The organism is Nonomuraea sp. NPDC049709 (assembly GCF_040674815.1).
Lineage (GTDB): Bacteria > Actinomycetota > Actinomycetes > Streptosporangiales > Streptosporangiaceae > Nonomuraea.
Genome location: NZ_JBFANM010000012.1, coordinates 87,611 through 113,587 on the forward strand (window position 1 = coordinate 87,611; position 25,977 = coordinate 113,587).

A 25,977-nucleotide genomic window follows, 5' to 3' on the forward strand; every position below is an offset into this window, starting at 1 on the left:
CTAGCCTAGAGAACGACCGTTCTCCGTTCAAGCGAGGTGCCATGGAACACGCCGAACGACTCCTGACGGCGGCCGGCGAGCTCTTCTACCGGCGTGGCGTGCGGGCCGTGGGCATGGACGAGGTCAGGGCCGCCTCCGGCGTGTCGCTCAAGCGGCTCTACCAGTGCTTCCCGTCCAAGGAGGCGCTCGTCGTGGCCTACCTGGAGCGGCGGGACGAGCGGTGGATGGCCTCGCTCACCGCTTCCGCCACTGACGTGGCAGGGGTGTTCGAGTGGCTGGAGCGGTGGTTCGGCGAGGACGACTTCCGCGGGTGCGGGTTCGTCAACGCGTACGGGGAGCTGGGCGCCACGTCGGAGGCCGTCCGGGACGTGGTGCGGCGGCACAAGCGGCGGCTGCGCGACTTCCTGCGCGGGCTGGTGGACGACGAGGTGCTGGCCGACCAGCTGCTCGTCCTGGTGGACGGCGCCACCGTCACCGCCATGGTGGACCCGGAGCGCGGGGCGGCGGCGGCTCGGGCGGCCGGGCGGGCCGCCCGAGTGCTCACAGCAGCTTGTCGAGCGTGATCGGCAGGTCGAGCACGCGCTTGCCGGTGGCGTGGCGCACGGCGTTGGCCACGGCGGCCGCGGCCCCCGTGATGCCGACCTCGCCCACTCCGATCAGCCCCAGCGGCATCGTCGGGTCCGGCTCGTCCAGGTAGCGCACGTCGATGCGGGGGATGTCGGCGTGCACGGGCACGTGATATTCCGACAGGCTCGGGTTCACGATCCGGCCGTCGCGGTGGTCGATCAGGGTCTGCTCCGACAGCGCCATGCCGATGCCCATCACGATCCCGCCGCGCAGCTGGCTCGCCGCCGTCTTGGCGTTGATCACCCGGCCGACGTCGAACACGCCCAACCAGCGCGACACGCGTACCTCCATGGTGTCGGGATCCACCCGCACCTCGCAGAACTGCGCGCCGGTCGCCGCCTTCACCCACTTCCTGCGCTCGCGCAGGGTCCGGGTGAGGAACCTCAGCGTGTTCGACTTGACCGCCGCCTCCACGTGGGTGCGACCGGCCGCGGCCAGGATCTCCGCGTACGTCTGGCCGCGCCCCCCGAGGTACAGCCCGCCGTCGCGGGCCTCCGGCTCCTCCAGCCGCCGGCCCCGCAGCGGCGAGTCCGGGGCGCGGCGGGCCAGGCCGAGCAGCGTGCGCTTCAGCTTGGCGCAGGCGGCCAGCACGCCCGCCGCCGCGCTCGCGGTCTGCATCGAGCCGCCCGCCTGCGGGCCCGGCGGCAGGTCCGAGTCGCCGTGCTCCACGCGTACGGAGTCCAGCGGCACGCCCAGCTCGTCGGCGGCGATCTGCGCCTGCACGGTCGCCGCGCCCACGCCGATCTCGTGCAGGCCGCAGCGCACCACGACCGTGCCGTCCGCGGCCATCCGCAGGGTGACGCTCGCCGTCATCCGAATCGACGGGTGGTACGCCGTGGCCACCCCCATGCCGACCAGCCACCGCCCGTCCCGCATGGCACCGGGCCGCGGGTCGCGCTCGCGCCAGCCGAACCGCTCGGCCCCCAGCGCGTACGCCTCCCGCAACATCCGCTGCGCGAACCGCTGCCCGCCCACCGGATCGCGCTCGGGCTCGTTGCGCATGCGCAGCTCGACCGGGTCCGCGCCGAGCTCCCAGGCCAGCTCGTCCACGGCCGACTCCAGGGCGAAGGTGCCGATGGACTCGCCCGGCGCCCGCATGAACGTGTTGGCCAGCAGGTCGAGCGGGACGGTGCTCTGCCGCAGGTGGATGTTGGGCGCGGCGTAGAGGTGCCGGGAGACCGCGGTGATCTGCTCCCCCATCCCGCCGGTCCGTCCCGTCCTCGACACGCTGGTGTGGATCAGCGCGGTCAGCCGCCCGTCCGCGTCCGCGCCCAGCGCGACCCGCTGCGTGCTGGGGGTGCGCCCGCCGACCGTGTGGTAGACGCTCGCGCGGGTGAGCGCCAGGCGGACCGGCCGGCCCGTCGCCCGCGCGGCCAGCACGGCGAGCAGCGTGCCCGCCCAGACCGACCCCTTGCCGCCGAACCCGCCCCCCACGTACGGCGACAGCACCCTGATCGCCTTCTCCGGCACCCCGAACCGCTGGGCCAGGTGCTTGCGCAGCCATGGGATGTTCTGCGTGCCCTCGTGCAGGGTCAGCTTGTCGCCGTCCCAGACGGCGGTCGTGGCGTGCGGCTCGATCGCGTTGTGGCTGTGCGGCGGCGTCGTGAAGGTCAGGTCCACCGCGTACGGCGCGGCGGCCAGCGCCGCCGGCGCGTCCCCCTTGTCCGCCTTGGTCTCGGCGATCAGGCTGCCCTTCTGGGGGACCGCGTTCGGCTCCTCGGCCGCGAAGTCCACCGCGGCGGGCAGCTCCTGGTACGCCGGGCGCACCAGCGAGGCCGCGTACCGTGCCGTCTCCGGCGTCTCGGCGACCACGACCGCCACCGGCTGGCCGTTCCAGTGCACCTCGTCGGTGGCCAGGTAGTTGACCGACGTGCCCGAGACGAGCGTGCTGAGGTCGAGGAAGCTCACCTTGGGGGCGGGTTTCATGGCCGGGGCGTTCTCGTGGGTGAGGACGTCGATCACGCCCGGCACGGCCCGCGCCTCGGCGGTGTCGATGGCGGTGATGCGGCCCCGGGGGATCGTGGCGTGCACGAGCGCGGCGTGCGCCAGGTCGGGATACGGGTGCTCGGCGGCGAAGCGGGCCTCGCCGGTGGTCTTGGCCCGGCCGTCGAGCCGGTCGACCGCGCGGCCGACGTATTTCGGGCCCGCCGTCGCCTGCTCGGTCTCGGCGTACTTGGTGCTCATCGAGCCGTCCCTCCCGTGCTCGTCAGCTCGCGCAGCGTGGCCGTGATCGTGGCCACGGCGAGTCCGGCCTTGAACGCGTTGCCCGGCCGGACGGACGCGGCGGCCAGCTCCACCTCGGCCGCGTGGCGGAAGGCCGCCTCGTCCGCCGGGCCGCCGAGCAGGATGCGCTCGGCCTCGCGGGCCCGCCAGGGTTTGGTGGCGACGCCGCCGAGCGCCAGGCGTACCTCCGCCACCGTCCCGTCCTGCACCCGCAGGGCCGCCGCGACCGAGACGAGGGCGAAGGCGTACGAGGCGCGGTCGCGTACCTTGCGGTAGCGGGAGGCGGCGGTGAGCGGCGGCAGCTCGACCGCGGTGACCAGGTCGCCGGGGCCCAGCTCGGTCTCGATCTCCGGGGTGTGGCCGGGCAGGCGGTGGAAGTCCGTGAGCGGGATGCGGCGCGGGCCGTTGACCCCGCGCACCTCGACGACCGCGTCCAGGGCGGCCAGGGCCACGGCCATGTCGGAGGGGTGCGTGGCGATGCAGCTCTCGCTCACGCCCAGGATCGCGTGCCCCCGGTTGAACCCGTCGATCGCGTCGCAGCCGCTGCCCGGCTCGCGCTTGTTGCAGGCCGAGGCGCCGTCGTAGAAGTACGGGCAGCGGGTGCGCTGCAGCAGGTTGCCACCCACGGTGGCCATGTTGCGCAGCTGCGCCGAGGCCCCGGCCAGCAGCGCCTGCGACAGCACCGGGTAGCGGGCGCGCACGCGGCCGTCGGCGGCCAGGACGCTGTTGCGGACGAGCGCGCCGATCCGCAGGCCGCCGCCGGGCAGCTCTTCCACGGTGTCGAGGGGCAGGCCGGTGACGTCCACGACGGTGTCCGGGCGTTCGATGCCCTCGCGCATCAGGTCGACGAGGTTGGTGCCGCCGCCGAGGTATTTCGCGCCCGGCTCGGTGGCGGCGGCGCGCACGGCGGCTTCGACGTCGGTGGGCTTGACGTAGGCGAACGGCCTCATCGCGGGTCCTTCCCGGCCACGTCCATGATCGCGTCCACGATGCCGTTGTAGGCGCCGCAGCGGCACAGGTTGCCGCTCATCCGCTCCCTGACCTCGGCCTCGCTCAGCTCGCCGGACCCCGTCACGGCGCTGGGCATGCCGGCCGCGTGCTCGGCCAGCATCCCGATGGCCGAGCAGATCTGGCCCGAGGTGCAGTAGCCGCACTGGAACCCGTCGTGGCGCACGAACGCCTCTTGCAAGGGGTGGGCCACGCCCTCGATCGTGGTGATCTCGCGGCCGTCGTACTGGACGGCCAGGGCCAGGCAGGAGTTGATCCGCATGCCGTCGGCGAGCACCGTGCAGGCGCCGCAGGCGCCCTGGTCGCAGCCCTTCTTGGGGCCGGTCAGCCCGAGCCGCTCGCGCAGCGCGTCGAGCAGGCTGACCCACGGCTCCACGTCGAGGGACTCGACGGAGCCGTTCACCTTCATCCGTATCTCGGTCACTCGCTCTTCCTCCCATACCGCTGTAGACGGGACGCTAACAGAACGCCGTTCCCTTAACAAGTGAACGGTGTTCTCTTAAATCGAGAAGTATGCTTTTGAGCGCCATGACCTTCCTTCGTGCCAGGCGGCCAGAGCACAAGCAGCAGCGGCGCGAGGCGATCCTCGCCGCCGCGCGCGAGCTCGCCCGCACCTCCGGCGTGCGCAACGTCAGCCTCGGAGCGGTCGCGGAAGCGGTCGGGCTGGCGAAGTCGAACATCATGCGTTACTTCGGCACCCGCGAGGAGATCTACCTCGAGCTCTGCGTCGAGGAGTGGGAGCAGTGGGCCGAGGCCGTGGCCGCCCGCCTGCCCGGGATCACTGACCCGGCCGAGGCCATGAAGGTGCTGGCCGAGACGGTCGTGGAGCGGCCGCTGTTGTGCGACCTGATGGGCCACACCTCCACCACGCTCGAACACAACGTGTCCGTCCCCGCCGCCTACACGTTCAAGCGCACGGTGCTGGCCGTCTCCGGCGAGATGGGCGCCCGGCTCGCCAGGGATACCGGCCTGACCGAGCGCGAGGGCCTCGAGCTGGTCGCCGCCGCCAGCGGGCTGGCCGGCATGCTCTACCCGATCGCCCATCCCTCCCCCGCGCTCGCCCAGGTCTACGCCGAGCACCCCGAGCTGGCCGCGGCCTGCCCCGAGCTCCTGCCCACCCTCCTCCGCGCGCTCCAGGCACTGGCGGTGGGCCTGCCCACGCTCCGGCAGCCGGAGTGAAACTTTCACCCCGATCCAGGCATTCCTGACCCCGATCCCCCGGCGCGCTGTACATCGGAGCCGATTCCGCAGAGCATGTGCCCATGTGAACCTAACCGGTTAACAAGAGAAGGGCACCCCCCATGACCAAACGACTCGGGCTCGCGGTCGCGGCGCTCCTGTCGCTCCTCGTCTCGATGCTGATCGCTCCGGCTCCCGCACACGCCGCGGTCGGCCTCCGGGTCAGCGGCACCCGGATCCTCGAGGCCAACGGGAACGCGTTCGTCATGCGCGGCGTCAGCCACGCGCACACCTGGTACACCAGCCAGACGGGCTCGTTCGCGAACATCAAGGCCTTGCGCGCCAACACGGTGCGCGTGGTGCTGAGCGGCGGCCGGTGGCCCGCCAACGGGACCGCCGACGTGGCCAACGTCGTGTCCCTCTGTCGGCAGAACCGGTTAATATGCGTGCTCGAAAACCACGACACCACCGGGTACGGCGAGCAGAGCGGCGCGTACACCCTCGACCAGGCGGTCGACTACTGGAGCAGCGTCCGCAGCGCGCTCACCGGCACCGAGGACTTCATCGTCGTCAACATCGGCAACGAGCCGTACGGCAACAACAACGTCTCCGCCTGGACCGCCGCGACCACGAACGCGATCACCCGCATGCGCGGCCTCGGCTTCCAGCACCTGCTGATGGTGGACGCGCCCAACTGGGGCCAGGACTGGCAGTTCACGATGCGCGACAACGCCCAGGCCGTCTTCAACGCCGACGCGCAGCGCAACACGGTCTTCTCCGTCCACATGTACGGCGTCTTCGACACGGCCGCCGAGATCACCGCGTACCTGGGCGCCTTCCAGACCGCCGGCCTGCCGCTGGTGATCGGCGAGTTCGGGTACAACCACTCCGACGGCGACCCGGACGAGGACACGATCATGTCCCAGGCCCAGTCGCGCGGCCTCGGCTACATCGGCTGGTCGTGGAGCGGCAACGGCGGCGGCGTCGAATACCTCGACATGGTCACCAACTTCAACCCCTCCGCCCTGACGTCGTGGGGCCAGCGCATCTTCAACGGCGCGAACGGCATCGGCCAGACCGCGCGCGAGGCCACGTTCTTCGGCGGGGGCGGCACCGACACCACCGCCCCGACGACGCCCGGCACTCCCTCTGCCTCCGGTGTGACCTCCAGCGGCGCCACCCTGACGTGGTCGGCCTCCACGGACGCGGGCGGGTCGGGCCTGGCGGGCTACAACGTCTACCGCGAGCAGGGCAGCACCGACCCGCTCCTCGGCCAGACGGCGACCAACTCCATCGCGCTGACCGGCCTGAGCGCCTCCACCCAGTACCAGGTGTACGTACGCGCCCGCGACGGCGCCGGCAACCTGTCCGGCAACTCGCCCACCACGACGTTCACCACCACGTCGGGCGGCACCGGCGGCGGCTGCACCGTCACCGGCACCGTGCAGGGGCAGTGGAGCGGCGGGTACGTGGTGCAGCCGGTCACGGTCACCAACAGCGGCTCCTCCGCGATCACCGGCTGGACGGTCACCTTCACGCTGCCGGCCGGCCACACGATCACCGGCTCCTGGAACGCCACCCTGACGGTGAACGGGCAGACCGTCACGGCCCGCAACGCCGGCTACAACGGCAACCTCGCGGCCGGTGCCTCGGCCGGTTTCGGCTTCCAGGCCTCCCGCCCCACCGGCAACACCTCGACCCCCGGCCCCTACACCTGCACCGCCTCCTGACCCGCCCCCTGACCCGCACCGCCTCCGCCGTCCCTTCTGGACACGGCGGAGGCGCCCACATCCGTCACGAGTGAACGCTCATGTCCGAAAATGGCGAGCCCTCGCGCCGGACGGGCTGGTGGGATGCTCTTCATGACCTCTCATCTGGACAGAGCCGTCCTGTTCCGCTCGCTGCACGTGCCCGGCGAGCCCCTGCTGCTCCCCAACGCCTGGGACGCCGCCAGCGCCCGCGTCGTCGAGGCCGCCGGCGCGCCCGCGGTCGCCACCACCAGCGCCGGCGTGGCCTGGAGCCTGGGCGCGCCGGACGGCGACCGGCTCGGCCGCGATCTCGCGCTCGCGCTGGTCGCCCGGGTCGTCGCGGCCGTGGATGTCCCCGTGAGCGCCGACGTCGAGGGCGGGTACGCCGACGACCCCGAAGGGGTGGCGGAGACCGTGCGCGGCGTGCTCGGCGCCGGGGCGGTGGGTGTGAACCTGGAGGACGCCGACCGCACCGGGCCCGCTCCGCTGCGGCCGGTCGAGGACCAGGTCGCGCGGCTGGCCGCCGCCCGGGCCGCGGCGGACGAGGCCGGGATCCCGCTGTTCGTCAACGCGCGGATCGACACGTTCCTGGGCGGTGGCGGGGATCTCGGGGAGACGCTGGAGCGGGCCGCCGCCTACGTCGAGGCGGGGGCGGACGGCGTGTTCGTGCCCGGCCTCACCGACCTGGCCGCGATCGCGGCGCTGACCGGGAAGGTCCGGGCGCCGCTGAACGTCCTCGCCGGGCCGGGAGCGCCCGATGTCGCCGCCCTGGCCGCGGAAGGGGTCGCGCGGATCAGCCTGGGCTCGGCGATCGCCGAGGCGGCCTACACCGTGGCCCGGCGCGCGGCGGTCGAGCTGCTCGGCGCGGGCACGTACACGGCGGTGGCCGGAGCGCTGCCCTACCCCGAGCTGAACCAGCTCATGACGAGGTCCTGAGCGCACCGGCTCAGGGCGTGGCGGCCCTGAGCGCGGGCTCGCTCAGGGCGTGGCGGCCCTGAGCGCGGGCTCGCTCAGGGCGTGGCGGCCCTGAGCGCGGGCTCGCTCAACCCCGCCGGCGAGGGCGCCGGGAGCGGGAGCATGACCTCGACGCGGGTCCCCACGCCCGGCTCGCCCTTCACCACGCAGATCCCGCCCAGCTCCGCCGCCCGCTCGCGCATCGAGCCCAGGCCCACGCCCGCGCGGTGCGACTCGGGCAATCCCTCGCCGTCGTCGGCGACCAGCACGCGCAGCGCCGTCTGCTCCCGCTGGACGGAGATCGTGGTCCGCGACGCGTGGGCGTGCCGCCGGACGTTGGTGAGGGCCTCCTGGACGATCCGGTAGACCGCCACCTCCACGGCGGCGGGCAGGCCCGACAGGTCGCCCTCGACCGTCACCTCGACCTCGGTGTCCGGCGACGACTGGCCGGCCAGCTCGCGTACCGCGCGGGCCAGGCCCAGGTCGTCGAGGGCGGGCGGGCGCAGGCCGTACACGAGCTCGCGGATGTCGCCGGTGACCGCGCTCATGCCGGCGTGCAGCTCCCGCAGCAGCTCGTCGGCCGCCTCCGGGGAGTTCCTGAGGCTGAGGCGGGCCATGTTGATGGTCATCGCCATCGCCGACAGGGTCTGGCCGAGCCCGTCGTGCAGGTCGCGGCGCAGGCGGCGGCGCTCCTCCTCCCTGGTCGTCAGGATGCGCTCCCGCGAGCGCTGCAGGTCGGCCGCCATCCGCACGGCGTGGGCCACGTCCGCCGCGTACGGCGTGAGCGTGGCCAGCACCCGCTCGTTGTGGGCGGCGGGGAAGCGGCGCGGCCCCGGCGGGCCGACGAGCAGGCGCCCGACGCGGGCCCCGTGCCAGATCAGCGGCACCTCCCGCGGCCCGGGCCCGACGCGGCCGCTCTCGACGTAGCGGGGCTCGCCGTCGGCCACCTCCACGGCCACGCCCTCGACCGCCAGCCCGTCGCGCAGCACGCTCACCACCGAGGTCAGCGCCTTGGCCGGGTCGCCGCGGCGCACGGCCTGGGTCAGCCGCTCGGCCAGCACGCCGGGGTCGCCGACCGCGCCATACAGGAGCCGGTCCACGGCCCGCTGCAACGCGCGCCGCAGCGGCTGGAAGAACGCGCCCGCGAACAGCGCGGCGGCGATCCCGGCCACCTGGTCGTAGCCGGACACCAGCACGCTCGACAGCGTGCCCGCGCCGAAGTAGACCAGGCTGACCACGACCACCACGCCGGCCGCCACGAAACCGCGGCTGATCACCGTGTCGATCCCGTAGAGCCGGTAGCGCATCACCGAGAACGCCACCGCGAACGGGATGATCCCCGCCCACAGAATGGCCGGCCACAACAGGCCGGTCCAGATCGCGGCCGCGACCAGGAACACGATGTAGCCGGAGAACGCGAACAGCGGCCACCCGATCTGCCGCCGCACGACCGGGTCGGCCCGCCGCATCCGCACCGCCATCGACAGCGCCGCCAGCGCCATCGCGGTGTAGATGCCCACCCAGCTGACGGTCCCCACGACGTCGAAGTACGGCCCCAGGGCGGGGATCTGCAGCGGGTTGGGAATGACCCGCGGGTACGGGTACCCCTGCGGGGGCGGGGGCATCCTGAACACGGCCCGCACCATCCCGAGCGTGATGGCCGCGGCGCCCAGCCACAGGGCCGGCCGCCAGCGTTTCGAGGGCAGGCGGCCGTCGGGCGAGTACAACGGCAGCACCATCGTCAGCGCCAGCCCGCACACCGCCCACCCGACCTGGGTCGGCAGCCGCATCCATCCGGCGAAGGCGAACTCGCCGTCGGCGGCGGCGCGGAACATCAGCGCGCCGGCGAAGTCGCTGACGCCCGCCCCCAGCCCGCCGGCGCACATGAGCCAGGCCATGTTCAGCCGGGGCCGGTGGTAGATCAGGAACGCGCCGACCGCGGGGAAGGTGAAGACGACCGCGGACTGCGGGCTCGTCGTCCTGGCGGGCGTCCACTCCGGGGGCAGCCCGCCCCAGATCAGAATCGCGGCCAGGCCCAGGACCGGCGAGGCTACCGCCATGGCGACGGCGAGGATGACCGCGCCGGTCACCCGCGGGGCGGGGGGGCCGGAGTTCTCGGCGATCTCGGCGAATCCGGCCATCGCGCTTGTCGGTCCTCCGATCTCCGGCACGCACGCCGTGTCCTGGCCCCGCGAAACGGGCGGGGCCAGGACAGAATAGGCGCTACTCGACCGTGACGGTGGCCTTGGCGGCGATCGTGGTGCCCGCCACCTGACCGGCCACGGTGAACGTGCCGGGCTGGGCGTACCGCTCGGGTGCGACGGCCTCCCAGGTGACGGCCACGGCGCTGTCCTTCGACCCGTCGTTGTACGTCGCCACGACGGTCCTCGGCAGCGAGGGCGCGACCCCGGCCCGGGTCGTGACGGCCTCCTCGGCGATCGAGGTGATCGTCACCGCCGAGGTGGTGCGGACGTACACGGTGGCCTGGGCGGTCTGGCGCACGCCCTCGGCCAGGCCGGCCACGGTGAAGCTGGTGCCGCCGGTCCTGACCTGGTCGGGCGTCACCTGCTGCCAGGTGACGGCGGCCCGGCCGCGGGTGCCGTCCGCGTACGCGGTCTCCACGGTGTCCGGCAGCTTCGGCAGCGTGCCGGCCAGGGTGGGCACGTGGACCGGCCGCACCGAGTCCGGCGGCACCTCGTACACCCTGGTCTCCAGCAGCCCGACCGACGCCCCGCCGGACTCCAGCTGCACGCGCAGCCGCGAGGTCGTGACCGTGTCGAAGGAGACGGCGTTGTAGGTGTCGATCGCCTTCGGGTAGGCGCCGGCGCCGGTGACGTCCTCGAAGGAGTCGCCGTCCCACTGCTGGATCTTCCACGAGGCGGGCAGGCGCACGCCGCCGCCGTCGTCGAAGAAGTAGACCTCGGCCTTGTTCACCCGCACGGGCTCGGGCCATTCGAGCTGCACCCACTGCATGCCCTGCTGCGGCCAGGTGCCCCAGCGCGGGTTGGCCCCGTCGTTGGAGCGCGGCGGCTCGATGCCGTCGTTGATCGCGGCGATGCGCTCCCACGGTGAGGTGTAGGAGGCGGTGGGCGTGGCCTTGGGAGCCACGTTCACCTGCGCGGCCTGGGCCGTGGCGGTGACGTGCACGGTGGTCGAGGTGCTCTTCGCGCCGTCGGTGGCGTCCAGCCTCAGCCGGTACGTCCCCGGTTCGGAGAACGCGACCACCGTGGTCGTGCCGGTCGGGTCGGTGAAGAACGCCTCACCGGGCCCGTCCACCTTGGTCCACTGCGTGGTGAGCTCGCCCTTCGGCAGGGCGTCGTCCTTGACCACGGCCTCGATCCTGACCTGACCGGGCCGGCCGAAGGTGGGGTCGACCACGGTGACCACCGACGGGGCCCGGTTCGTGACCGAGCCGGCGTCCGCGCCCGTGCGGTAGACCTGCACCTCCTTCAGGCCGGTGGCGAAGCCGGGCCGGTGGGTGGCCAGCACCCGCAACTTCTGCGCGGTGACGGCCGGGAAGCGCACCTCGTTGAGGTTCGCCCGGGGGTAGAGCGGCCGCTTGTCCTGCCCCGGCACGTTCTTCCAGGTCTCGCCGTCGAGATACTGCACCGAGTAGAAGGCGGGCTCGCTGTGGCCGGCCGCCTTCCGGTCGTTGTAGAAGTACAGCTTGGCCTGGTCGACCTTCTGGGCCGACCCCAGGTCCACCTCCAGCCAGTCCCGAGCCTGCCCTGAGCCCTTGCTGCTCCAGTACGGCTCGTTGATCGTGAACCCGTCCACGGCCCCCGCCGTCTCGCCGTGCGAGGCGGTGGCGGACCTCACCAGGTTCGTACGGGTGGAGCGCAGGTTCACGCCCGCCTTCTGGAACAGGTCCTCGATCCGGTCGCCGCCCAGCTCGACCTGCCCGGGGGCCCTCATGGACGGCGCCTTCTCGGCGTGCACCACCGTGCTGATCCCATCGGGGCCACCGTCGACCTTGCCGGTCTTCGGGTCCCAGACGGCGTGCTCCAGGCCGGACAGGGTGACCTTGCGCTTGCCGTCGACGAGGATCGAGTAACCCTCGGGCACCCCGGCGTAGTGCTTCGTGCCGTCGCCGGGCTTGTCCCAGACGATGGTCAGGTCGCTGCCCCGGTAGTTGACGCCGTTGACGGTGAAGTGGTCCCAGCCGATGTCCACCGGCCACAGCTCGACCTTGCCGTCCGAGCGCGGGCGCAGGCCCATGACGTCCTCGATGACGGTCCAGTTGCTGCTGCCCAGGATCGTGTGGTGGATCCAGGAGCGGTAGTCGATGGTCTTGGTCTGCGGGTTCCAGTTGGCCCAGAACTCGTTGGCGTCGGGGTAGCGGGTGTCGCCGTCGACGTACTGCGCCCAGGCGTTCCAGTACAGGAGCTGCTTGTACTGCTCGGCCGTGATGTACGGGGTGGTGTACTGGCGCATGGCCTTGGAGAACAGCTGGAAGTTCCGGGTCGAGTTGATCTGCGAGAAGTTGTTGGAGCCCGGGTGGCCCGCGGCGGCGGCCTCCGCCTTGTCCTTCTGGTTGGCGGTGTACGCCGGAAATATCGGATATTCCGCTGGGTCAGCCCACAACCGCAGCGCCTCCCGATATTTCGGGTCGTCCGTCGGCACCAGCCCCGTCGCGTACGGGATGTAGTTGTTGGACTCCTTCCACGGGATCAGGTTGCCCGTCTGCAGGTCGCGGTGCTTGAACACCTTGTTCTGCTCGTCCCACAGCAGGGTCAGGATGCCGTTCCTGACCTTGTCGGCCACGCCGCGCATCTCGGCGGCCTTGGCCTGGTCTCCGGACAGCTCGTACGCCTGCGCCGCCGCCATCGCGTTGGCGTAGACGTAGGCGCCCTCCAGACGCTCGTTCGCCCGGTCGTAGTAGTGGAACGACACCGCGTCGGCGTCGTTGCCGGTCATCGCCTCCCACGCGTACTCGATGACCCCGTTGCCGTTGGAGTCGTACGCGTCGAGCTGCCCGTACACGTCCTTCTCCGCGTACCGGGCGAGGTTGCGCAGGATCGACGGCTGCCCGCCGTGGATCTGGTAGCTCTCCAGCGCCGAGGCCGAGATGTACTGCGTGTAGCTGTTCGACCAGTTCTCCGGGTCACCCGGGTTGTCGGTGTACTTGGAGTTGCGCGACACCTCGCCCGCCGACACCCACGGCCCGTACGAGTAGATCGGGTCCCGCAGGTACTTCAGGTCCTGGACGAACATCGGCACGGTCAGCACGATCGCGTTGTTGTAGCCGAGCGCCCCCTCCACCGAGGTCGGGAACTGGAAGTCGTTCCCGGGGATGTCGGCGTCGAGGAAGTTGAAGCGCATCAGCCACCAGCGGTAGTAGACGAACTTCTTGATGTTCTCGTCGGGCACGTCGATGTAGGGCAGGTTCTCCGCCCACCAGGCGTTGTAGTCCTGGAGCTGGCGCCGCACCGCCTGCTCGGGCGAGCGGCCCTTGTAGCCGTCATACTCCGAGCGCGACCTCGCCAGCTCCGCGGTGACGAAGCCCATCTGCACCTTGGTCCGCACGGTCCTGCCCGGCTCGACGGTCACCGAGCCCTTGAGCGCGCCCTCGGAGACCTTCAGCCCGTCGCCGCTGAGCCGGGGGAAGATCGTGGTGAGCTTGTTCTTGCTCCAGACGGTGCCGGTCAGCTCCCGGTCCCCGTCGGGGGTCTTGGTGTAAGGCGAGGTCACGGTGATGGGCACCGACCGCGCCGCGGACCCGGTGTTGGTGATCTCCAGGGTGGTCACGGCCACGTTCTCGTGGGTGATGAACTTCTTCACCCCGACCGAGAGGCCGTCCCCGGCGTACTGGCCGGTCCAGTGGCTGGGCATCTGCAGGCGCTTGGACACGTCCTCGGTGAGCGTGCCGCCGAGCGAGATCTCGTAGGCGTCCCGGTTGTCGATGCTCTCCCAGTACGCGACATAGCCGCCGAACCCGAGCTTGCGCGGATCGTGCTCCTTCATGAACAACGCCCGCCCGCGCGTCATCAACCACGGCCCCGCCGGATCGTTCCCGGGCCGGGCGAGCATGCGGTCGATCCAGTACGAGTCGCCGCCCTTCTCCTTCTTGTAGATCTCCTCCATCATCTTGCGCGGGTGGTACCCCACGGGCTCGGCGGGCACGGGATCGGCACCCGTGAACACCGGCATGCCCAGATCGTCCTGGGCGGCAAGGGACGGTGCCGCGCCCAGCGAGGCTGTGAGCGCTAACACGGCTAAGCACACCAACGGTTTACGCACGTACGTCTCCTAGATCGTCGGGAGCCAGACACGCATCGTGGCGGGGCCCCGGTTGCCCCACCGGTGGTACGGCACCAGCCGCAGCCGGACGTCCGCGCCACCCCCGTGCGCGCCCGCCGGGCCGTACGGCCAGCCGCCGTTGCCGCCGGAGCCGATCGAGGCCGCCACCTCCAGCTCCACCACGCTGGCCGCCCCGTCGCCCGCCGGGTGCTCCACCGGGGGGTCGACCCGCGCGGTCAGGTCTCCGAGCGGCGGCTCGTCGGCCACCGACTCCGCGCAGTAGACCAGCGGCCCGCGCTCGACCGCGGCGCTGCCGCGCAGCGCGTCGATGCGCCGGTCGGGGAACGTCCACCGGGGCCGCATCGGCAGCTCCAGCCGGATCTCGTCGCCGGCCCGCCAGGGGCCCTCGACGTAGGCGTACCCGGGGCTCACCGGCCGGACGACGGGCCCGTCGGGCAGCGGCGCGTCCTGGGACGAGACCGGCACGTGCGCCAGCGTCGCGTCCGTGGCCCAGGCGGGGACGCGCAGGCCGATGCGGCCCTGGCCGCCCTCCAGCACGCGCACGCTCACCGAGCCGGTCCACGGGTAGCCGGTCTCCACCCGCACCGCCAGGCCGTCGTGGCGGATCTCCGACGGGGTGATGTGGTGGATCACGATCCCGCCCCTGGCGGCGCCGGCCACGTAGGCGGGCAGCGAGGCCAGCGTGCGGGCGATGTTGTTCGGGCAGCAGGACACGTCGAACCAGGGCGAGCGCAGCCCGCCCTCGGCGGCGTGGTTGACGCCTTCGAGCGGCACCGCGGGCACGCGTACCTGGAGCGGGTTGGCGTAGAAGAACGAGCGCCCGTCCAGCGCGACGCCCGTGGCCAGCATGTTGTACAGCGTGCGCTCGGCGAGGTCGGCGTAGCGGACGTCGCCGGTGGCCAGCAGCAGCCGGTGCGCCAGCATGATGGAGGCGATGCTCGCGCAGGTCTCGTTGTAGGCCCGGTCCGGCGGCAGCTCCCAGTCCTCGCCGTACGACTCGTCGGCATGCCTCGAGCCCATGCCGCCGGTCAGGTGGGTACGCCGCGCGATGGTCCGCTCCCACTGGGACTCGACCGCCTTCAGCAACTCCTGGTCCCCGGTCTCGACCGCCACGTCGACCACCCCGGAGGCCAGGTAGAGCGCGCGCACCGCGTGCCCGCGGAACACCTGCGCCTGCCTGACCGGCTGGTCGTCCTGGTAGTAGGCGCGGCCGAAGGGGATGTCGGCGAGCGCGGGCAGGCCGCGCCGCTCGACGAAGCGGCGGGCCATCTCCAGGTAGCGCTCGGCGCCGGTGACGCGGTAGAGCTCGACGAGCGCCATCTCGATCACGGGGTGCCCGCAGGTCTCGGTGCCCTCCATGAACCGGCGGCACACGTGGTCGGCGGCCCGGACGGCGACCCGGGTCAGCTGGTCCTCGCCGTGCATGCGCAGCCGGGCGACCCCGGCCTGGATGAGGTGGCCGTAGCAGTAGAGCTCGTGGCCCCACTCGAAGTCGGTGTAGCGGCTGCCGGACCAGCGGGTGTTGAGGTAGCCGTCGCCTTCCTGGGCCTGGGCCACGGTCTCGGCCAGCGCGGGCAGGCCCGGGTGGTCGGCCCAGGCCATGGCCTCCAGCAGCTTGTAGATCTCCGAGTCGCTGAACTCCCGCCCCCTGCGGGGCCGCTCGCCCCGGAAGTTGCCGATCCAGCCTTCGCGCTCCTCCCACTCCTGGCAGTGGGCGATCGTGACCTCACGGTTGAGCGCCGCCCGGTCCCCCCAGAAGCCGGGCAGCAGGCGTACGGAGTCGAGGCCGAGGGGGGACAGGACGCCCGATGAGGGCAGGACAGGGTTAGCCACGCAGAGCTCCTGACATGAATCCGCGCACGTAGTGGCGCTGCAACACGATGAAGAGGATGAGACAGGGAATGGCCATGACCATGACGCCGGCCTGGAGCATGCCGTAGTCGATCGCGCCGAACGTGTGCTGCGTCATGCTCACCACGGCCACCGGCAGCGTGAACGAGGAGCCGTCGTTGAGCAGGATGAGCGGCGCGAAGAAGTCGTTCCACGAGGCCAGGAAGGCGAACAGGCCCACCGTGATCAGCGCCGGCCGCACGGCGTGCAGCAGGATCCTGGAGAAGGCCCGGAACGTGCCACATCCGTCCACCAGCGCCGCCTCCTCCAGCTCGCGCGGCACCGCCTCGAACGCGTTGCGCATCATGAACAGCGCGAACGGCAGCTGGAACATCACGAACACCAGCGAGAGCCCGACCAGGGAGTTCTGCAGGCCGAGGTAGCCGAGCAGGACGTAGAGCGGGATCAGGATCGTCGCGTACGGCACCATGAGGATCGCCAGCGTGGCCAGGAACAGCAGGTTCTTGCCCGGGAAGTCGAAGCGGGCGAAGCCGTAGCCGCCGAGCGCCGAGACGACCAGCGTGCCGCCCACGGTCATGACCGACACCAGCACGCTGTTGGTCGCGTACGTCCCCACCCCCTCGCCGAACTGGGCCATCTCCAGATAGTTGGACGGTTCCTCCAGCGACGCGTAGCCGCTCCACACCAGCGGGAACAGGAACAGCACCGCCAGCGCGGAAAGCGTGAGATACCGGCTCATCGCAGCCTCCGCATCATGAGCGTGTTGAGCCCGACGAGGGCCACGAGCAGCACGACCGAGAGCGCCGCCGCACCGCCGAGGTCGAAGCGGAAGAACGCGTCCCGGTAGACGACCATGACCATCGAGACCGTGCTGTTGTCCGGGCCGCCGTTGGTGAAGACGAAGAACTGGTCGAAGGCCAGCAGCGAGCCGGTGACGCTGAGGATCAGCATCAGCGCCAGCGTCGGGCGCAGCAGCGGCAGGGTGATCTTGGTGAAGATCTGCCAGCGGTTGGCGCCGTCGCTCCTGGCGGCCTCGTACACCTCGGTCGGGATGGCCTGCAGGCCGGTCAGCAGGATGAGCATGTTGAACCCGGCGAAGCGCCAGATGACCAGCGTGATCGTGGAGAACAGCGCCATGTTCGGCGTGCCGATCCACTTGACCGGCTCGCTGGTGATGCCCAGTGCCCGCAGCATCGGGTCGATCGGGCCGAAGTCGTTGTTCAGCATCCCGTAGAACAGCAGGCCCGCCGCCGCGAACCCGACCGCGCCGGGCAGGAAGAACGCGGTCCTGAAGAACGCCACGCCCGGCCTGCGCTCCTGCACCAGCAGCGCCAGCCCGAGCGCCACCCCCGACAGCAGGACGGTGGTGATCGCGGTGTACTTCAGCGTGAACAGCACCGCGTCGATGAAGAGCGGGTTGTCGGCGATCTTGAGGTAGTTGGCGGGGGCGTTGAACGTGGCCTGGCCGAGCAGGGGCCAGCGGTTGAGCGACATCCAGACGACCAGCACCAGGGGCGCGATGAACAGCACGCCCACGATGACCGCCGTCGGCGCCGCGTACAGCCAGCCCTGGACCTTCCTGCTCCCCCACCGGGCGGACGGCGCTGAGTGAGCCGCCCGCCTGGATCGGGTGATCGTCAAACTCATTGCTGCAGCGACTTCGTGATTTCGGCGTTGAGCTGGGTGACCTTCGCGGCGTCCCCGAACACGGCCTCGCGCGCCAGGCGCAGCCACGGGCCCTGCGGGTCGTTGAAGGTCTGGCCGAAGCGCAGCGCGAACGGCGTCTGGCCCTTGGCGACCAGCGAGTTGATCAGCACCACGCGCGGGTCCTCGGCCGAGTACTTGTTGCTGGACAGGTCGGTACGCGCGAGCACGTCCTTGTTCTTGGCCATGACCTCGACCTGGGCCTCGTCGGAGACCGTCCAGGACAGGAACTCCCAGGCCGCGTCCGCGTTCTTGGAGGTGGACGAGATGCCCACGGAGTCGCCGCCCACGAACGTCGACTCGCCGCCGTCAGGACCGGCGATCGGGGTGACGCCGATCTTCATCTCCTTGGGCATCAGGCCGAGCGTGGTGGAGGGCATCGGCATGACGCCGATCTCGCCCTTGGGGAAGAAGCCGGTCCAGGTCGGGCCCTGCTCCTCCTTGGCTGTCGGGCCGGTGGCCTTCTTCTCGTACAGCTCGCGCCAGATCTTGAACACGTCGGTCATCGCCTGCTGGTCGTTGAGCGAGGTGGTGCCCTCGGGGTTCATGACCTGCGCGCCGGCGGCCCAGACGGACGGCCAGAAGGTGAAGACGTAGCAGCCGCCGCAGTTGCCGCCGAAGAAGGTGCCGTGCACCTTGCCGTCCTTGCCCAGCTTGTCGTGGATGGTGGTGGCGTGCTGGGCGAACTCCTTGAGGGTCTTCGGCCCCTGCTCGGGGTCCAGGCCGGCCTTCTCGTACAGGTCCTTGTTCCAGAACCAGACCGACAGGTCGAGCGTGTGCGGGAGCGTGTACTGCCGGCCGTCGAGCGTGCCGAGCTTCATGTGCGAGGGGGCGAGCTTGTCCTTGTACGGCAGGGCCGCGACCCGGTCGGTGACGTCCATGAACAGGCCCTGCGAGGTGTAGTTCGGGACGAAGATGACGTCCGCCGCGAACACGTCGGGGAGCTGCTTGGCACCGGCCGCGGCGGCGATGCGGGGCTGATAGTTGTCGGTCGGGATGACCGTGAGTTTGACCTGGTTCTTGTGCGTGCTGTTGTAGGCCTTGACCAGACGCTCGCTCTGCGTCTGGGTGGCCGCGCGGGTCCACATGGTGATCGTCACGGGACCGTCCGCCGGTTGCGTGCCGCCGCCCCCGCCGCCGCCGCTGCCGCAGGCCGCCGCTGTGAGCGTTAACACACCGAGGAGGGAGATCCCGGCCAGCCTTCGTCTCATGATGTGCTCCTGGACTTAAAGGTTTTCGGAAACGTAGAAGAAACATGAGGCCATGTCAATGGGTGCTAAGGTGCTAAGCAGTTCACAATTCACCGAAAAGGGTTTCGAAGTATGGCGGGTAAGCGGGCGACCATCAACGATGTGGCCTCGCTGGCGGGGGTATCGATCGCCACGGCCTCCAAGGCGCTCAACGGGCGCCAGGACGTGCGGGCGGCTACGCGCGAGCGCGTGCTCGCCGCCGCGGCGGAGCTCTCCTTCCAGCCGAACGCCCTGGCCAGGGGGCTGCTCTCGGGACAGACGCGGACGGTGGGGCTGCTGACCTCCGACAGCGTCGGCCGGTTCGGCATCCCGGTGCTGCTCGGCGCGGAGGACGCGTTCGGGGCCGGGGAGATGGCGGTGCTGCTGTGCGACGCGCGGGGCGACGCGATCAGGGAGCAGCACCACCTGCGCGCGCTGCTGTCGCGCCGGGTGGACGGGCTGATCGTGGTGGGCGAGAGCACCAACCCGCGGCCCTCGGTGAGCAAGGACCTGCCGGTCCCCGTCGTGTACGCGTACGGCCCCTCCGAGGACCCCGGCGACGTGTCCTTCGTCCCCGACGACGTGGGGGCGGCGGCGATGGCCGTCAACCACCTGCTGGCCCTGGGCCGGCGGCGGATCGCGCACATCACGGGCCCGGCCCACTACAAGGCGGCCCGCGACCGCGAGGAGGGCGTCCGCCGGGCCCTCGCCGAGGCGGGGGTCGAGCAGGCCGGGCAGACGCTGTCCGGGGTGTGGTCGCAGCGGTGGGGCCGGCACGCGGCCGAGATGTTGCTGATGGCCGAGCCGGAGATCGACGCGGTGTTCTGCGGCAGCGACCAGATCGCGGCCGGCTTCGTGGAGGCGGCGCGGGAGCGCGGGCGGCGGGTGCCCGACGACATCGCGGTGGTGGGTTACGACAACTGGGAGGTGCTCTCGACGGAGACCCGCCCGGCGCTGACCACGGTGGACATGAACCTGGAACTGCTGGGCAGGACGGCGGCGCAGCACCTGTTCGCGGCCATCGACGGCAAGGCCACCCCCGGGGTGCACACCCTGCCGTGCCAGCTCGTGATCCGCGACTCGACCTCCCCTCCCGGCGTCTCCTGACACCCTGAGGCGGCGCCGTGCGGGTCATGTCCGCCACGGACGCCATATCCCGGTAATCCGGATTAGCACTGCGGAAACCCTTGACACGCCAATAGCGCGCGGCGAACAATTCCAGGCATCGCCACGCGCTAATGCGCATTAGCTGAGGACTTCCGCATGCCTCCCCCCGACCCCGCACGCCGCCTGACGCAGCGCGACATCGCCCGCCTGGCAGGCGTCAGCCAGACCACCGTCTCCCTGGTGCTCAACAATCGCGCCGACGCCGACTCCCGCATCCCGGCCGAGACCAGGGACCGCGTCATGCGGGTGATCAGGGAGACCGGCTACGTGGCCGACCCGGCCGCCCGCCGGCTGGCCGCCGGGCGCAACCGGATCCTGGGCGTCTTCACCTACGAGCCCGTCTTCCCCAGCGCGACCGGTGACTTCTTCCACCCGTTCCTCGTCGGCATCGAGGAGTGCGCCGAGCACTGCGGCTGCGACCTGCTGCTGTTCACCAGCGCTCCCACCGTGGCCGGCCGCAAGCGGGTCTACCACCAGGACCACCGGCTCAGGCTGGCCGACGGCTGCGTGCTGCTGGGGCGCGAGCTGGACCGCGAGGACCTGACCAGGCTGGTGGCCGAGCGCTACCCGTTCGTGTCGGTCGGCCGCCGCGACGACGCGGGCGGCACGGTGCCGTACGTCGGCGCCGACTACCCGGCCGCCGTCCGCGAACTGGTCGCGCGCACCCGGGCCATGGGCCACGAGCGCCTCGCGTACCTGGGCCACGGCTCGAGCCCCGAGTCGTACGCCGACCGTTTCCGGGGTTTCGCCGAGTCGGTGCCCGAGCCGCTGCGGCTGTCCCCCGGCGAGCCCGCCGACATGGTCGAGCGGGTGCTGGCCGCGGGCGTGACGGCGGTGCTGGCCGAGGAGTACGCCGACGGCGTCGCCCTGACCGACCTGCTGGGCAAGCGCGGCGTCTCCGTCCCCGGCGACCTGTCGGTCCTCACGCTGGGCGACCCGACACGGCCCGCCCCCACGGACATCGACTTCACCGGCTTCCGCATCCCCCGGCGGGAGATGGGACGCCAGGCAGTGGAGGAGCTGACCGAGCTGATCGAGGGCGGCGAGCCCGTACAGCGGCTGCTGCCCTGCGAGTACGCCGAGGGCGCCACACTGGCGCCCGCACGCACATGAAGGGATCGGACTTGCGCGAGTCGAGCACAGACGTGCTGATCGTGGGTGGTGGGCTCGGCGGGGTGGCCGCGGCGCTCGCTGCCCTGCGGGCGGGCCGGAGGGTGGTGCTGACCGAGGAGTACGACTGGCTCGGCGGCCAGCTCACCAGCCAGGCTGTCCCGCCCGACGAGCACACCTGGGTGGAGCGGTTCGGTGTGACCGCGAGCTACCGGGCGCTGCGCGATGGCATCCGGGCCTACTACCGCCGCCACTACCCGCTGACCGCGGGCGCCCGCGCCTGGCGGGAGCTGAACCCGGGGGCGGGCCACGTGAGCCCCCTGTGCCACGAACCCCGGGTGGCGGTCGCGGTGCTCGACTCCATGCTGGCCCCCTACCGGGGCGGCGGGCTGCTGACCGTGCTGCAGCCGTACCGGCCGGTGGAGGCGGAGGTGGACGGCGACCGCGTGACGGCGGTGCGGCTGGCACACCGCGACGACCCGGGTGACACGATCTGGATCAGCGCGCCGTACGTCCTGGACGCCACCGAGACGGGCGAGCTGCTGCCGCTCACCGGCACCGAGTACGTGACCGGCTTCGAGTCCCAGTCCGACACCGGCGAGCCGAGCGCCCCGGCGACCGCGCAGCCGCTGAACATGCAGGCCGTCTCCGTGTGCTTCGCGATCGACCACGTGGACGGCGACCACACGATCGACCGGCCGGAGCGCTACGACTTCTGGCGGGCGTACCAGCCGGAGTTCTGGGGCGGGCCGATGCTGGGCTGGCGCAGCCCGAACCCGCGCACGCTGGAGATCTCCGAGCGCTCCTTCACCCCCAACCCCGGCGACGACCCGCTGCGGGTCCGCGCCGACCAGCGGCGCAACCCCGGCGACGGCAACCTGTGGACCTTCCGCAGGATCGCCGCGCGGGACCTGTTCGTCCCGGGGGCCTACGCCAGCGACATCACGCTGGTGAACTGGCCGATGATCGACTACCTGGAGGGTCCGGTCATCGACGTGCCGGACGCCGCCGGCCACCTGCGCGCGGCCCGCGAGCTGTCCAGGTCGGTGCTCTACTGGCTGCAGACCGAGGCGCCGCGCCCCGACGGGGGCACCGGCTGGCCGGGGCTGCGGCTGCGCGGCGACGTGACGGGCTCGGCCGACGGCCTGGCCCAGGCGCCGTACATCCGGGAGTCGCGCCGCATCCTGGGCGAGTACACGATCGTCGAGCACGACCTGTCCATGGCCGTGCGCGGCGACAAGGGCGCCGCGCGCTACACCGACTCGGTCGGGATCGGCATGTACCGGATCGACCTGCACCCCTCGACGGGCGGCGACAACTACCTCGACGTGCCGAGCAGCCCGTTCGAGATCCCGCTCGGCGCGCTGCTGCCCCGCCGCGTGACCAACCTGCTGCCCGCGGGCAAGAACCTGGCCACCACCCACATCACCAACGGCTGTTACCGCCTGCACCCGGTCGAATGGAACATCGGGGAGGCCGCCGGCGCGCTGGCCGCGTTCTGCCTCGACCGGTCCGCCGCCCCGCACGCCGTGCGGAACGACCCCACCCTGCTCGCCGCCTTCCAGGAGCGCCTGGAGGAGCAGGGCGTCGAACTCCACTGGCCGGACGTGTCCGGTTACTGATCCCCCCCTTTAGGAGCCCCGATGCGCATCACCATGGCCGCCACCGGCCTCGCGGGACTGCTCGTACTGACCGCCTGCGGCTCGGGCTCGGAGCCCGCCGCCACCGGACCCGCCTCGCTGCGGATGACGATCTGGACCGGCAACGCCGAGCACCTCAGCCTGCTGAACTCGATCGCCGACGAATATCGCAAGACGCACAAGGACGTGGCGGCGATCAAGTTCGACACGTTGCCGATCGAGAACTACACCACCACGCTCACCACGCAGATCGTCGGCGGCAACGCCCCCGACCTGGCCTGGATCCTGGAGAACTCCGCGCCCGACTTCGTCGGCTCCGGCGCCCTCGCGCCGCTGGAGAGCCTGGTCAAGCCGGAGGAGCTGGCGCCCTCGACGACGAAGCTCTGGCAGCGCGACGGCAAGCTGTACGCCTACCCGTTCTCCACCTCGCCCTTCGGCGTGTTCGTGAACCGGGACCTGCTGAAGGAGGCCGGGCAGAAGGCGCCGAAGGCCGGCTGGACGTGGGAGCAGGCCGTCGAGGCGGCCGCCGCCGTGAACGCGAAGACGGGCAAGGCCGGGCTGGTGGTGCGCGACTTCGACTACAAGGGCTGGGACAACCTGGCCACCGTCTGGGGCGGCTGGGGCGCGGAGGCGTGGAGCGAGGACGGCAGGACCTGCGGCTTCGCCAAGCCCGAGATGGTCGAGGCGATGACGTTCCTGCACAAGGCCATCTTCGAGGACAAGGCGCTGCCCGCCCCCGGCACCACGGCCGACTTCTTCGCCGGTGAGGCCGCGATGACGGTCACCCAGATCTCCCGGGCCTCCCTGCTCAAGGACGCGACCTTCGAGTGGGACCTGATCCCGCTGCCCACCGGCCCGAAGGGCGCCTACAGCGTCATCGGCCAGGCCGGCATCGGGGTGATCAAGAAGAGCCCGAACGCCGCCAAGGCCGCCGACTTCCTGTCCTTCCTGTCCAACCCGGAGAACTCCGCCAAGCTCGGCCAGTATTTCCCGCCGCCCCGCACCCAGCTCCTCACCGCCGAGAGCCTGGCCAAGAGCAACCCGCTGCTGAAGCCCGAGCAGCTGCAGCAGGTCGTCATCGACGGCATCGCGAACGGCCGGGTCAAGCCCAGCCACGCCGGGCAGGCCGAGCTGGCCCAGACCGTGCGGGCCGGCCTCGACCAGCTCTGGCAGCCGGGCGCCGACGTGGCGAAGACGCTGACCGGGGTGTGCACCGCGATCCAGCCGATGCTGGCCAAGTGATGGCGCGCGACGCGCGCGCCCCCGCCGCGGCCCCGCCCCGCGGGAGCGGGGCCGGCTGGTGGACGGCCGGCCGCCGGGACCACCTGATCGGGTACGCGTTCGTGGCCCCGCAACTGGTCGGCAGCCTGCTGTTCGTGTTCCTGCCGCTGGGCCTGGTCGTCTACTACAGCCTGCACGAGTGGAACGTGCTCGCCGACACCTTCGAGTTCGTCGGCGGCGACAACTACCGTCAGCTCCTCGCCGACCCGAACGTCCCCAAGGTCCTGACCGCGACCGCCGTGTTCTCGGTCGGCCTGGTGGTGTTCAACCTGTCGCTGGCCATGCTGCTCGCGGTGCTGCTCAACCAGCGGCTGCGCGGCACGGTGGTGTTCCGGACGCTGTTCTTCTCCCCCGTGGTGGTCTCGCTGGTGGCGTGGACGATCGTGTGGGGCTTCCTGCTGCAGTCGAACGGCGGCGTCAACGCCCTGCTCCAGAGCGTGGGCGTCGAGGGCCCTAACTGGCTGCGTACCGGGACCGGCGCGATGGTGTCGGTGATCTGCGTGCAGGTGTTCAAGAACGTCGGGCTCAACATGGTGCTGTTCCTCGCCGCGCTGCAGGGCGTGCCCAAGGAGCTGTACGAGGCGGCCAGGATCGACGGGGCTGGGGCGTGGACCAGGTTCGCCCGGATCACGCTGCCGATGATCAGCCCGACCGTGCTGCTCACCTCGATCATCACGGTGGCCGGCTCGCTGCAGGTGTTCGCCCAGATCGCGGTGCTCACCCAGGGCGGGCCCGGCACCTCGACCACCGTGCTGGTCTACTACCTCTACCAGCAGGCCTTCCAGTTCCACCACTTCGGCTACGGCGCCACGCTGTCGGTGCTGCTCTTCGTGATCGTGCTCGCCCTCACCGTGCTGCAGTGGCGGATGCGCAGGAGGTGGGTGTTCCTTGAGACGTAAGACGCTCCTGTACGGCGTGCTCTGCGTGTTGTGCGTGCCGTTCGTCTTCCCGACCTGGTGGATGGTCACCTCCTCGCTGAAGCCGGTGAGCGAGATCTTCGCCTTCCCGCCGTCGCTCCTGCCTGGGAACCCCCGGCTGGACGCCTACCGGCAGGTGTTCGAGCTTCAGCCGTTCGCGCAGCAGTACTGGAACAGCCTCTACATCGCCGCCGTCGTCACCCTGGGCACGCTCGCGGTGTCGGCGCTCGCGGGGTGGGCGTTCGCGCGCATCCGCTTCCGCGGCTCGAACGCGCTCTTCCTGGTGATCCTCGTCGGCCTGCTGATCCCCAGCGAGGTCACGATCGTCCCGCTCTTCCGGCTCTTCCACTCGGCCGGGCTGACCGACACGCACTGGCCGCTGATCCTCATCCCGGTGCTGGGCGCGCCGAGCGTGCTGGCCACGTTCATCATGCGGCAGTTCTTCCTCGCGCTGCCCAAGGAGCTGGACGAGGCCGCGGCGGTGGACGGGCTGGGGCGGTTCGCCACGTTCTGGCGGATCGGGCTGCCGCTGGCCAGGCCCGCCGTGGGCGCGGTGGCCATCTTCACGTTCCTGCACAGCTGGAACCTCTACCTGGAGCCGATCGTGTTCCTCACCACGCCCGAGCGGTTCACGCTGCCGCAGGCGCTCACGCAGTTCGTGGACGCCTACGGCGGGCCGATGTGGAACGTGCAGCTGGCCGCCGCCTCGCTGACCGCGCTGCCGGTGCTCGTGGTGTTCGTGGTGGCGCAGAAGCAGTTCGTGGAGGGCCTGGCGCATACGGGACTCAAGGGATGATTTCCTATACGCATGCCTGATCTCGTAGTGGACGGCGGCGACAAGCTGTGCGTGCAGCTGCTCATAGAGCTGCGCGCGCACGTGCGCGCGGCCGGCCCGGGCGCCGTGATCCATCTGATCGCCTCGGATCCCGCCGCACCCGTGGACCTGCCCGCGTGGTGCCACCTGACCGGGCACACCTACCTGGGGCCGGTGGAGGGGGCGGAGCGGGCCACGTACGCGCTGCGCGTGGCCGGGGCCGCCAAGGAGACGCAGGACTCGAAGCCCTGGCACGCGGCTTAA

Annotated in this window: 20 protein-coding genes; 11 read left to right on the forward strand and 9 right to left on the reverse strand. The window is 71.4% G+C overall.

All coding sequences use genetic code 11. The features are described from left to right. The first annotated feature begins 41 nt into the window (after positions 1-41). Positions 42-563, forward strand: coding sequence for a TetR/AcrR family transcriptional regulator (locus AB0J69_RS14310; protein ID WP_364116836.1), 522 nt, complete (start codon positions 42-44; stop codon positions 561-563). On the opposite strand, the gene AB0J69_RS14315 is transcribed toward AB0J69_RS14310, so the two are convergent. The 3 genes from AB0J69_RS14315 to AB0J69_RS14325 are packed head-to-tail and all read right to left on the reverse strand — an operon-like array spanning position 541 to position 4,267. Continuing rightward, entirely contained in the window at positions 541-2,811 is a 2,271-nt protein-coding gene (locus AB0J69_RS14315; protein WP_364116838.1) for a xanthine dehydrogenase family protein molybdopterin-binding subunit, read from the reverse strand. The genes AB0J69_RS14310 and AB0J69_RS14315 overlap by 23 nt on opposite strands. Next, positions 2,808-3,800, reverse strand: coding sequence for a xanthine dehydrogenase family protein subunit M (locus AB0J69_RS14320; RefSeq protein ID WP_364116840.1), 993 nt, complete (start codon positions 3,798-3,800; stop codon positions 2,808-2,810). The genes AB0J69_RS14315 and AB0J69_RS14320 overlap by 4 nt, the downstream gene beginning before the upstream one ends. Then, positions 3,797-4,267: a 2Fe-2S iron-sulfur cluster-binding protein gene (locus AB0J69_RS14325; RefSeq protein WP_364117040.1), complete on the reverse strand. Its 471-nt coding sequence runs from the start codon at positions 4,265-4,267 to the stop codon at positions 3,797-3,799. Before AB0J69_RS14325 ends, AB0J69_RS14320 begins: the two co-directional genes overlap by 4 nt. Positions 4,268-4,386: 119 nt before the next feature. Here AB0J69_RS14325 and AB0J69_RS14330 point away from each other — a divergent pair, with 119 nt between their 5' ends. From AB0J69_RS14330 to AB0J69_RS14340, 3 genes are all read left to right on the forward strand, one after another. Next, positions 4,387-5,037: a TetR family transcriptional regulator gene (locus AB0J69_RS14330; RefSeq protein WP_364116842.1), complete on the forward strand. Its 651-nt coding sequence runs from the start codon at positions 4,387-4,389 to the stop codon at positions 5,035-5,037. A gap of 122 nt (positions 5,038-5,159) precedes the next feature. Next, entirely contained in the window at positions 5,160-6,767 is a 1,608-nt protein-coding gene (locus tag AB0J69_RS14335) for a cellulase family glycosylhydrolase (RefSeq protein ID WP_364116844.1), read from the forward strand. A 132-nt stretch (positions 6,768-6,899) separates the two neighbouring features. Next, positions 6,900-7,721, forward strand: coding sequence for an isocitrate lyase/phosphoenolpyruvate mutase family protein (locus AB0J69_RS14340; protein ID WP_364116846.1), 822 nt, complete (start codon positions 6,900-6,902; stop codon positions 7,719-7,721). Between the two features lie 74 nt (positions 7,722-7,795). Here AB0J69_RS14340 and AB0J69_RS14345 read toward each other — a convergent pair whose 3' ends face one another. From AB0J69_RS14345 to AB0J69_RS14370, 6 genes are all read right to left on the reverse strand, one after another. Continuing rightward, positions 7,796-9,880, reverse strand: coding sequence for a sensor histidine kinase (locus AB0J69_RS14345; RefSeq protein ID WP_364116848.1), 2,085 nt, complete (start codon positions 9,878-9,880; stop codon positions 7,796-7,798). A gap of 82 nt (positions 9,881-9,962) precedes the next feature. Beyond that, positions 9,963-13,952, reverse strand: coding sequence for an Ig-like domain-containing protein (locus tag AB0J69_RS14350; RefSeq protein ID WP_364116850.1), 3,990 nt, complete (start codon positions 13,950-13,952; stop codon positions 9,963-9,965). 36 nt (positions 13,953-13,988) lie between these two features. Next, a complete protein-coding gene (locus AB0J69_RS14355) occupies positions 13,989-15,833 on the reverse strand; it encodes a beta-L-arabinofuranosidase domain-containing protein (RefSeq protein ID WP_364116852.1) in 1,845 nt (614 codons plus the stop codon). Beyond that, complete coding sequence (locus AB0J69_RS14360) at positions 15,826-16,590, reverse strand: carbohydrate ABC transporter permease (protein ID WP_364116854.1); 765 nt, start codon at positions 16,588-16,590, stop codon at positions 15,826-15,828. The genes AB0J69_RS14355 and AB0J69_RS14360 overlap by 8 nt, the downstream gene beginning before the upstream one ends. Continuing rightward, positions 16,587-17,498 carry a sugar ABC transporter permease gene (locus AB0J69_RS14365; protein WP_364116856.1) on the reverse strand — a complete coding sequence of 304 codons (912 nt, stop codon included), beginning with the start codon at positions 17,496-17,498 and terminating at the stop codon, positions 16,587-16,589. The genes AB0J69_RS14360 and AB0J69_RS14365 overlap by 4 nt, the downstream gene beginning before the upstream one ends. Beyond that, positions 17,495-18,766: a sugar ABC transporter substrate-binding protein gene (locus AB0J69_RS14370; protein ID WP_364116858.1), complete on the reverse strand. Its 1,272-nt coding sequence runs from the start codon at positions 18,764-18,766 to the stop codon at positions 17,495-17,497. The genes AB0J69_RS14365 and AB0J69_RS14370 overlap by 4 nt, the downstream gene beginning before the upstream one ends. 111 nt (positions 18,767-18,877) lie before the next feature. Here AB0J69_RS14370 and AB0J69_RS14375 point away from each other — a divergent pair, with 111 nt between their 5' ends. From AB0J69_RS14375 to AB0J69_RS14405, 7 genes are all read left to right on the forward strand, one after another. Then, positions 18,878-19,891, forward strand: coding sequence for a LacI family DNA-binding transcriptional regulator (locus AB0J69_RS14375; RefSeq protein ID WP_364116860.1), 1,014 nt, complete (start codon positions 18,878-18,880; stop codon positions 19,889-19,891). 156 nt (positions 19,892-20,047) lie between these two features. Then, positions 20,048-21,064 carry a LacI family DNA-binding transcriptional regulator gene (locus AB0J69_RS14380; protein ID WP_364116862.1) on the forward strand — a complete coding sequence of 339 codons (1,017 nt, stop codon included), beginning with the start codon at positions 20,048-20,050 and terminating at the stop codon, positions 21,062-21,064. A gap of 11 nt (positions 21,065-21,075) precedes the next feature. Then, positions 21,076-22,683, forward strand: coding sequence for an FAD-dependent oxidoreductase (locus AB0J69_RS14385; protein ID WP_364116864.1), 1,608 nt, complete (start codon positions 21,076-21,078; stop codon positions 22,681-22,683). Positions 22,684-22,704: 21 nt separating this feature from the next. Continuing rightward, on the forward strand, positions 22,705-23,943 hold the full coding sequence (locus AB0J69_RS14390; RefSeq protein ID WP_364116865.1) for a sugar ABC transporter substrate-binding protein: 1,239 nt from the start codon (positions 22,705-22,707) through the stop codon (positions 23,941-23,943). Further along, positions 23,943-24,881: a sugar ABC transporter permease gene (locus tag AB0J69_RS14395; protein WP_364117042.1), complete on the forward strand. Its 939-nt coding sequence runs from the start codon at positions 23,943-23,945 to the stop codon at positions 24,879-24,881. The genes AB0J69_RS14390 and AB0J69_RS14395 overlap by 1 nt, the downstream gene beginning before the upstream one ends. Further along, positions 24,871-25,695 carry a carbohydrate ABC transporter permease gene (locus AB0J69_RS14400; protein WP_364116867.1) on the forward strand — a complete coding sequence of 275 codons (825 nt, stop codon included), beginning with the start codon at positions 24,871-24,873 and terminating at the stop codon, positions 25,693-25,695. The genes AB0J69_RS14395 and AB0J69_RS14400 overlap by 11 nt, the downstream gene beginning before the upstream one ends. Positions 25,696-25,707: 12 nt before the next feature. Then, positions 25,708-25,977: a sulfurtransferase TusA family protein gene (locus AB0J69_RS14405; protein ID WP_364116869.1), complete on the forward strand. Its 270-nt coding sequence runs from the start codon at positions 25,708-25,710 to the stop codon at positions 25,975-25,977.

Excerpts from the sequence above, each read along its gene's own strand:
- AB0J69_RS14365 (WP_364116856.1), bottom strand. The coding sequence starts at position 17,498 with ATGAGTTTGACGATCACCCGATCCAGGCGGGCGGCTCACTCAGCGCCG.
- AB0J69_RS14310 (WP_364116836.1), top strand. The coding sequence starts at position 42 with ATGGAACACGCCGAACGACTCCTGACGGCGGCCGGCGAGCTCTTCTAC.
- AB0J69_RS14330 (WP_364116842.1), top strand. The coding sequence starts at position 4,387 with ATGACCTTCCTTCGTGCCAGGCGGCCAGAGCACAAGCAGCAGCGGCGC.
- AB0J69_RS14380 (WP_364116862.1), top strand. The coding sequence starts at position 20,048 with ATGCCTCCCCCCGACCCCGCACGCCGCCTGACGCAGCGCGACATCGCC.
- AB0J69_RS14405 (WP_364116869.1), top strand. The coding sequence starts at position 25,708 with ATGCCTGATCTCGTAGTGGACGGCGGCGACAAGCTGTGCGTGCAGCTG.
- AB0J69_RS14345 (WP_364116848.1), bottom strand. The coding sequence starts at position 9,880 with ATGGCCGGATTCGCCGAGATCGCCGAGAACTCCGGCCCCCCCGCCCCG.
- AB0J69_RS14325 (WP_364117040.1), bottom strand. The coding sequence starts at position 4,267 with ATGAAGGTGAACGGCTCCGTCGAGTCCCTCGACGTGGAGCCGTGGGTC.
- AB0J69_RS14320 (WP_364116840.1), bottom strand. The coding sequence starts at position 3,800 with ATGAGGCCGTTCGCCTACGTCAAGCCCACCGACGTCGAAGCCGCCGTG.
- AB0J69_RS14360 (WP_364116854.1), bottom strand. The coding sequence starts at position 16,590 with ATGAGCCGGTATCTCACGCTTTCCGCGCTGGCGGTGCTGTTCCTGTTC.
- AB0J69_RS14390 (WP_364116865.1), top strand. The coding sequence starts at position 22,705 with ATGCGCATCACCATGGCCGCCACCGGCCTCGCGGGACTGCTCGTACTG.
- AB0J69_RS14340 (WP_364116846.1), top strand. The coding sequence starts at position 6,900 with ATGACCTCTCATCTGGACAGAGCCGTCCTGTTCCGCTCGCTGCACGTG.
- AB0J69_RS14315 (WP_364116838.1), bottom strand. The coding sequence starts at position 2,811 with ATGAGCACCAAGTACGCCGAGACCGAGCAGGCGACGGCGGGCCCGAAA.
- AB0J69_RS14335 (WP_364116844.1), top strand. The coding sequence starts at position 5,160 with ATGACCAAACGACTCGGGCTCGCGGTCGCGGCGCTCCTGTCGCTCCTC.
- AB0J69_RS14375 (WP_364116860.1), top strand. The coding sequence starts at position 18,878 with ATGGCGGGTAAGCGGGCGACCATCAACGATGTGGCCTCGCTGGCGGGG.
- AB0J69_RS14370 (WP_364116858.1), bottom strand. The coding sequence starts at position 18,766 with ATGAGACGAAGGCTGGCCGGGATCTCCCTCCTCGGTGTGTTAACGCTC.
- AB0J69_RS14395 (WP_364117042.1), top strand. The coding sequence starts at position 23,943 with ATGGCGCGCGACGCGCGCGCCCCCGCCGCGGCCCCGCCCCGCGGGAGC.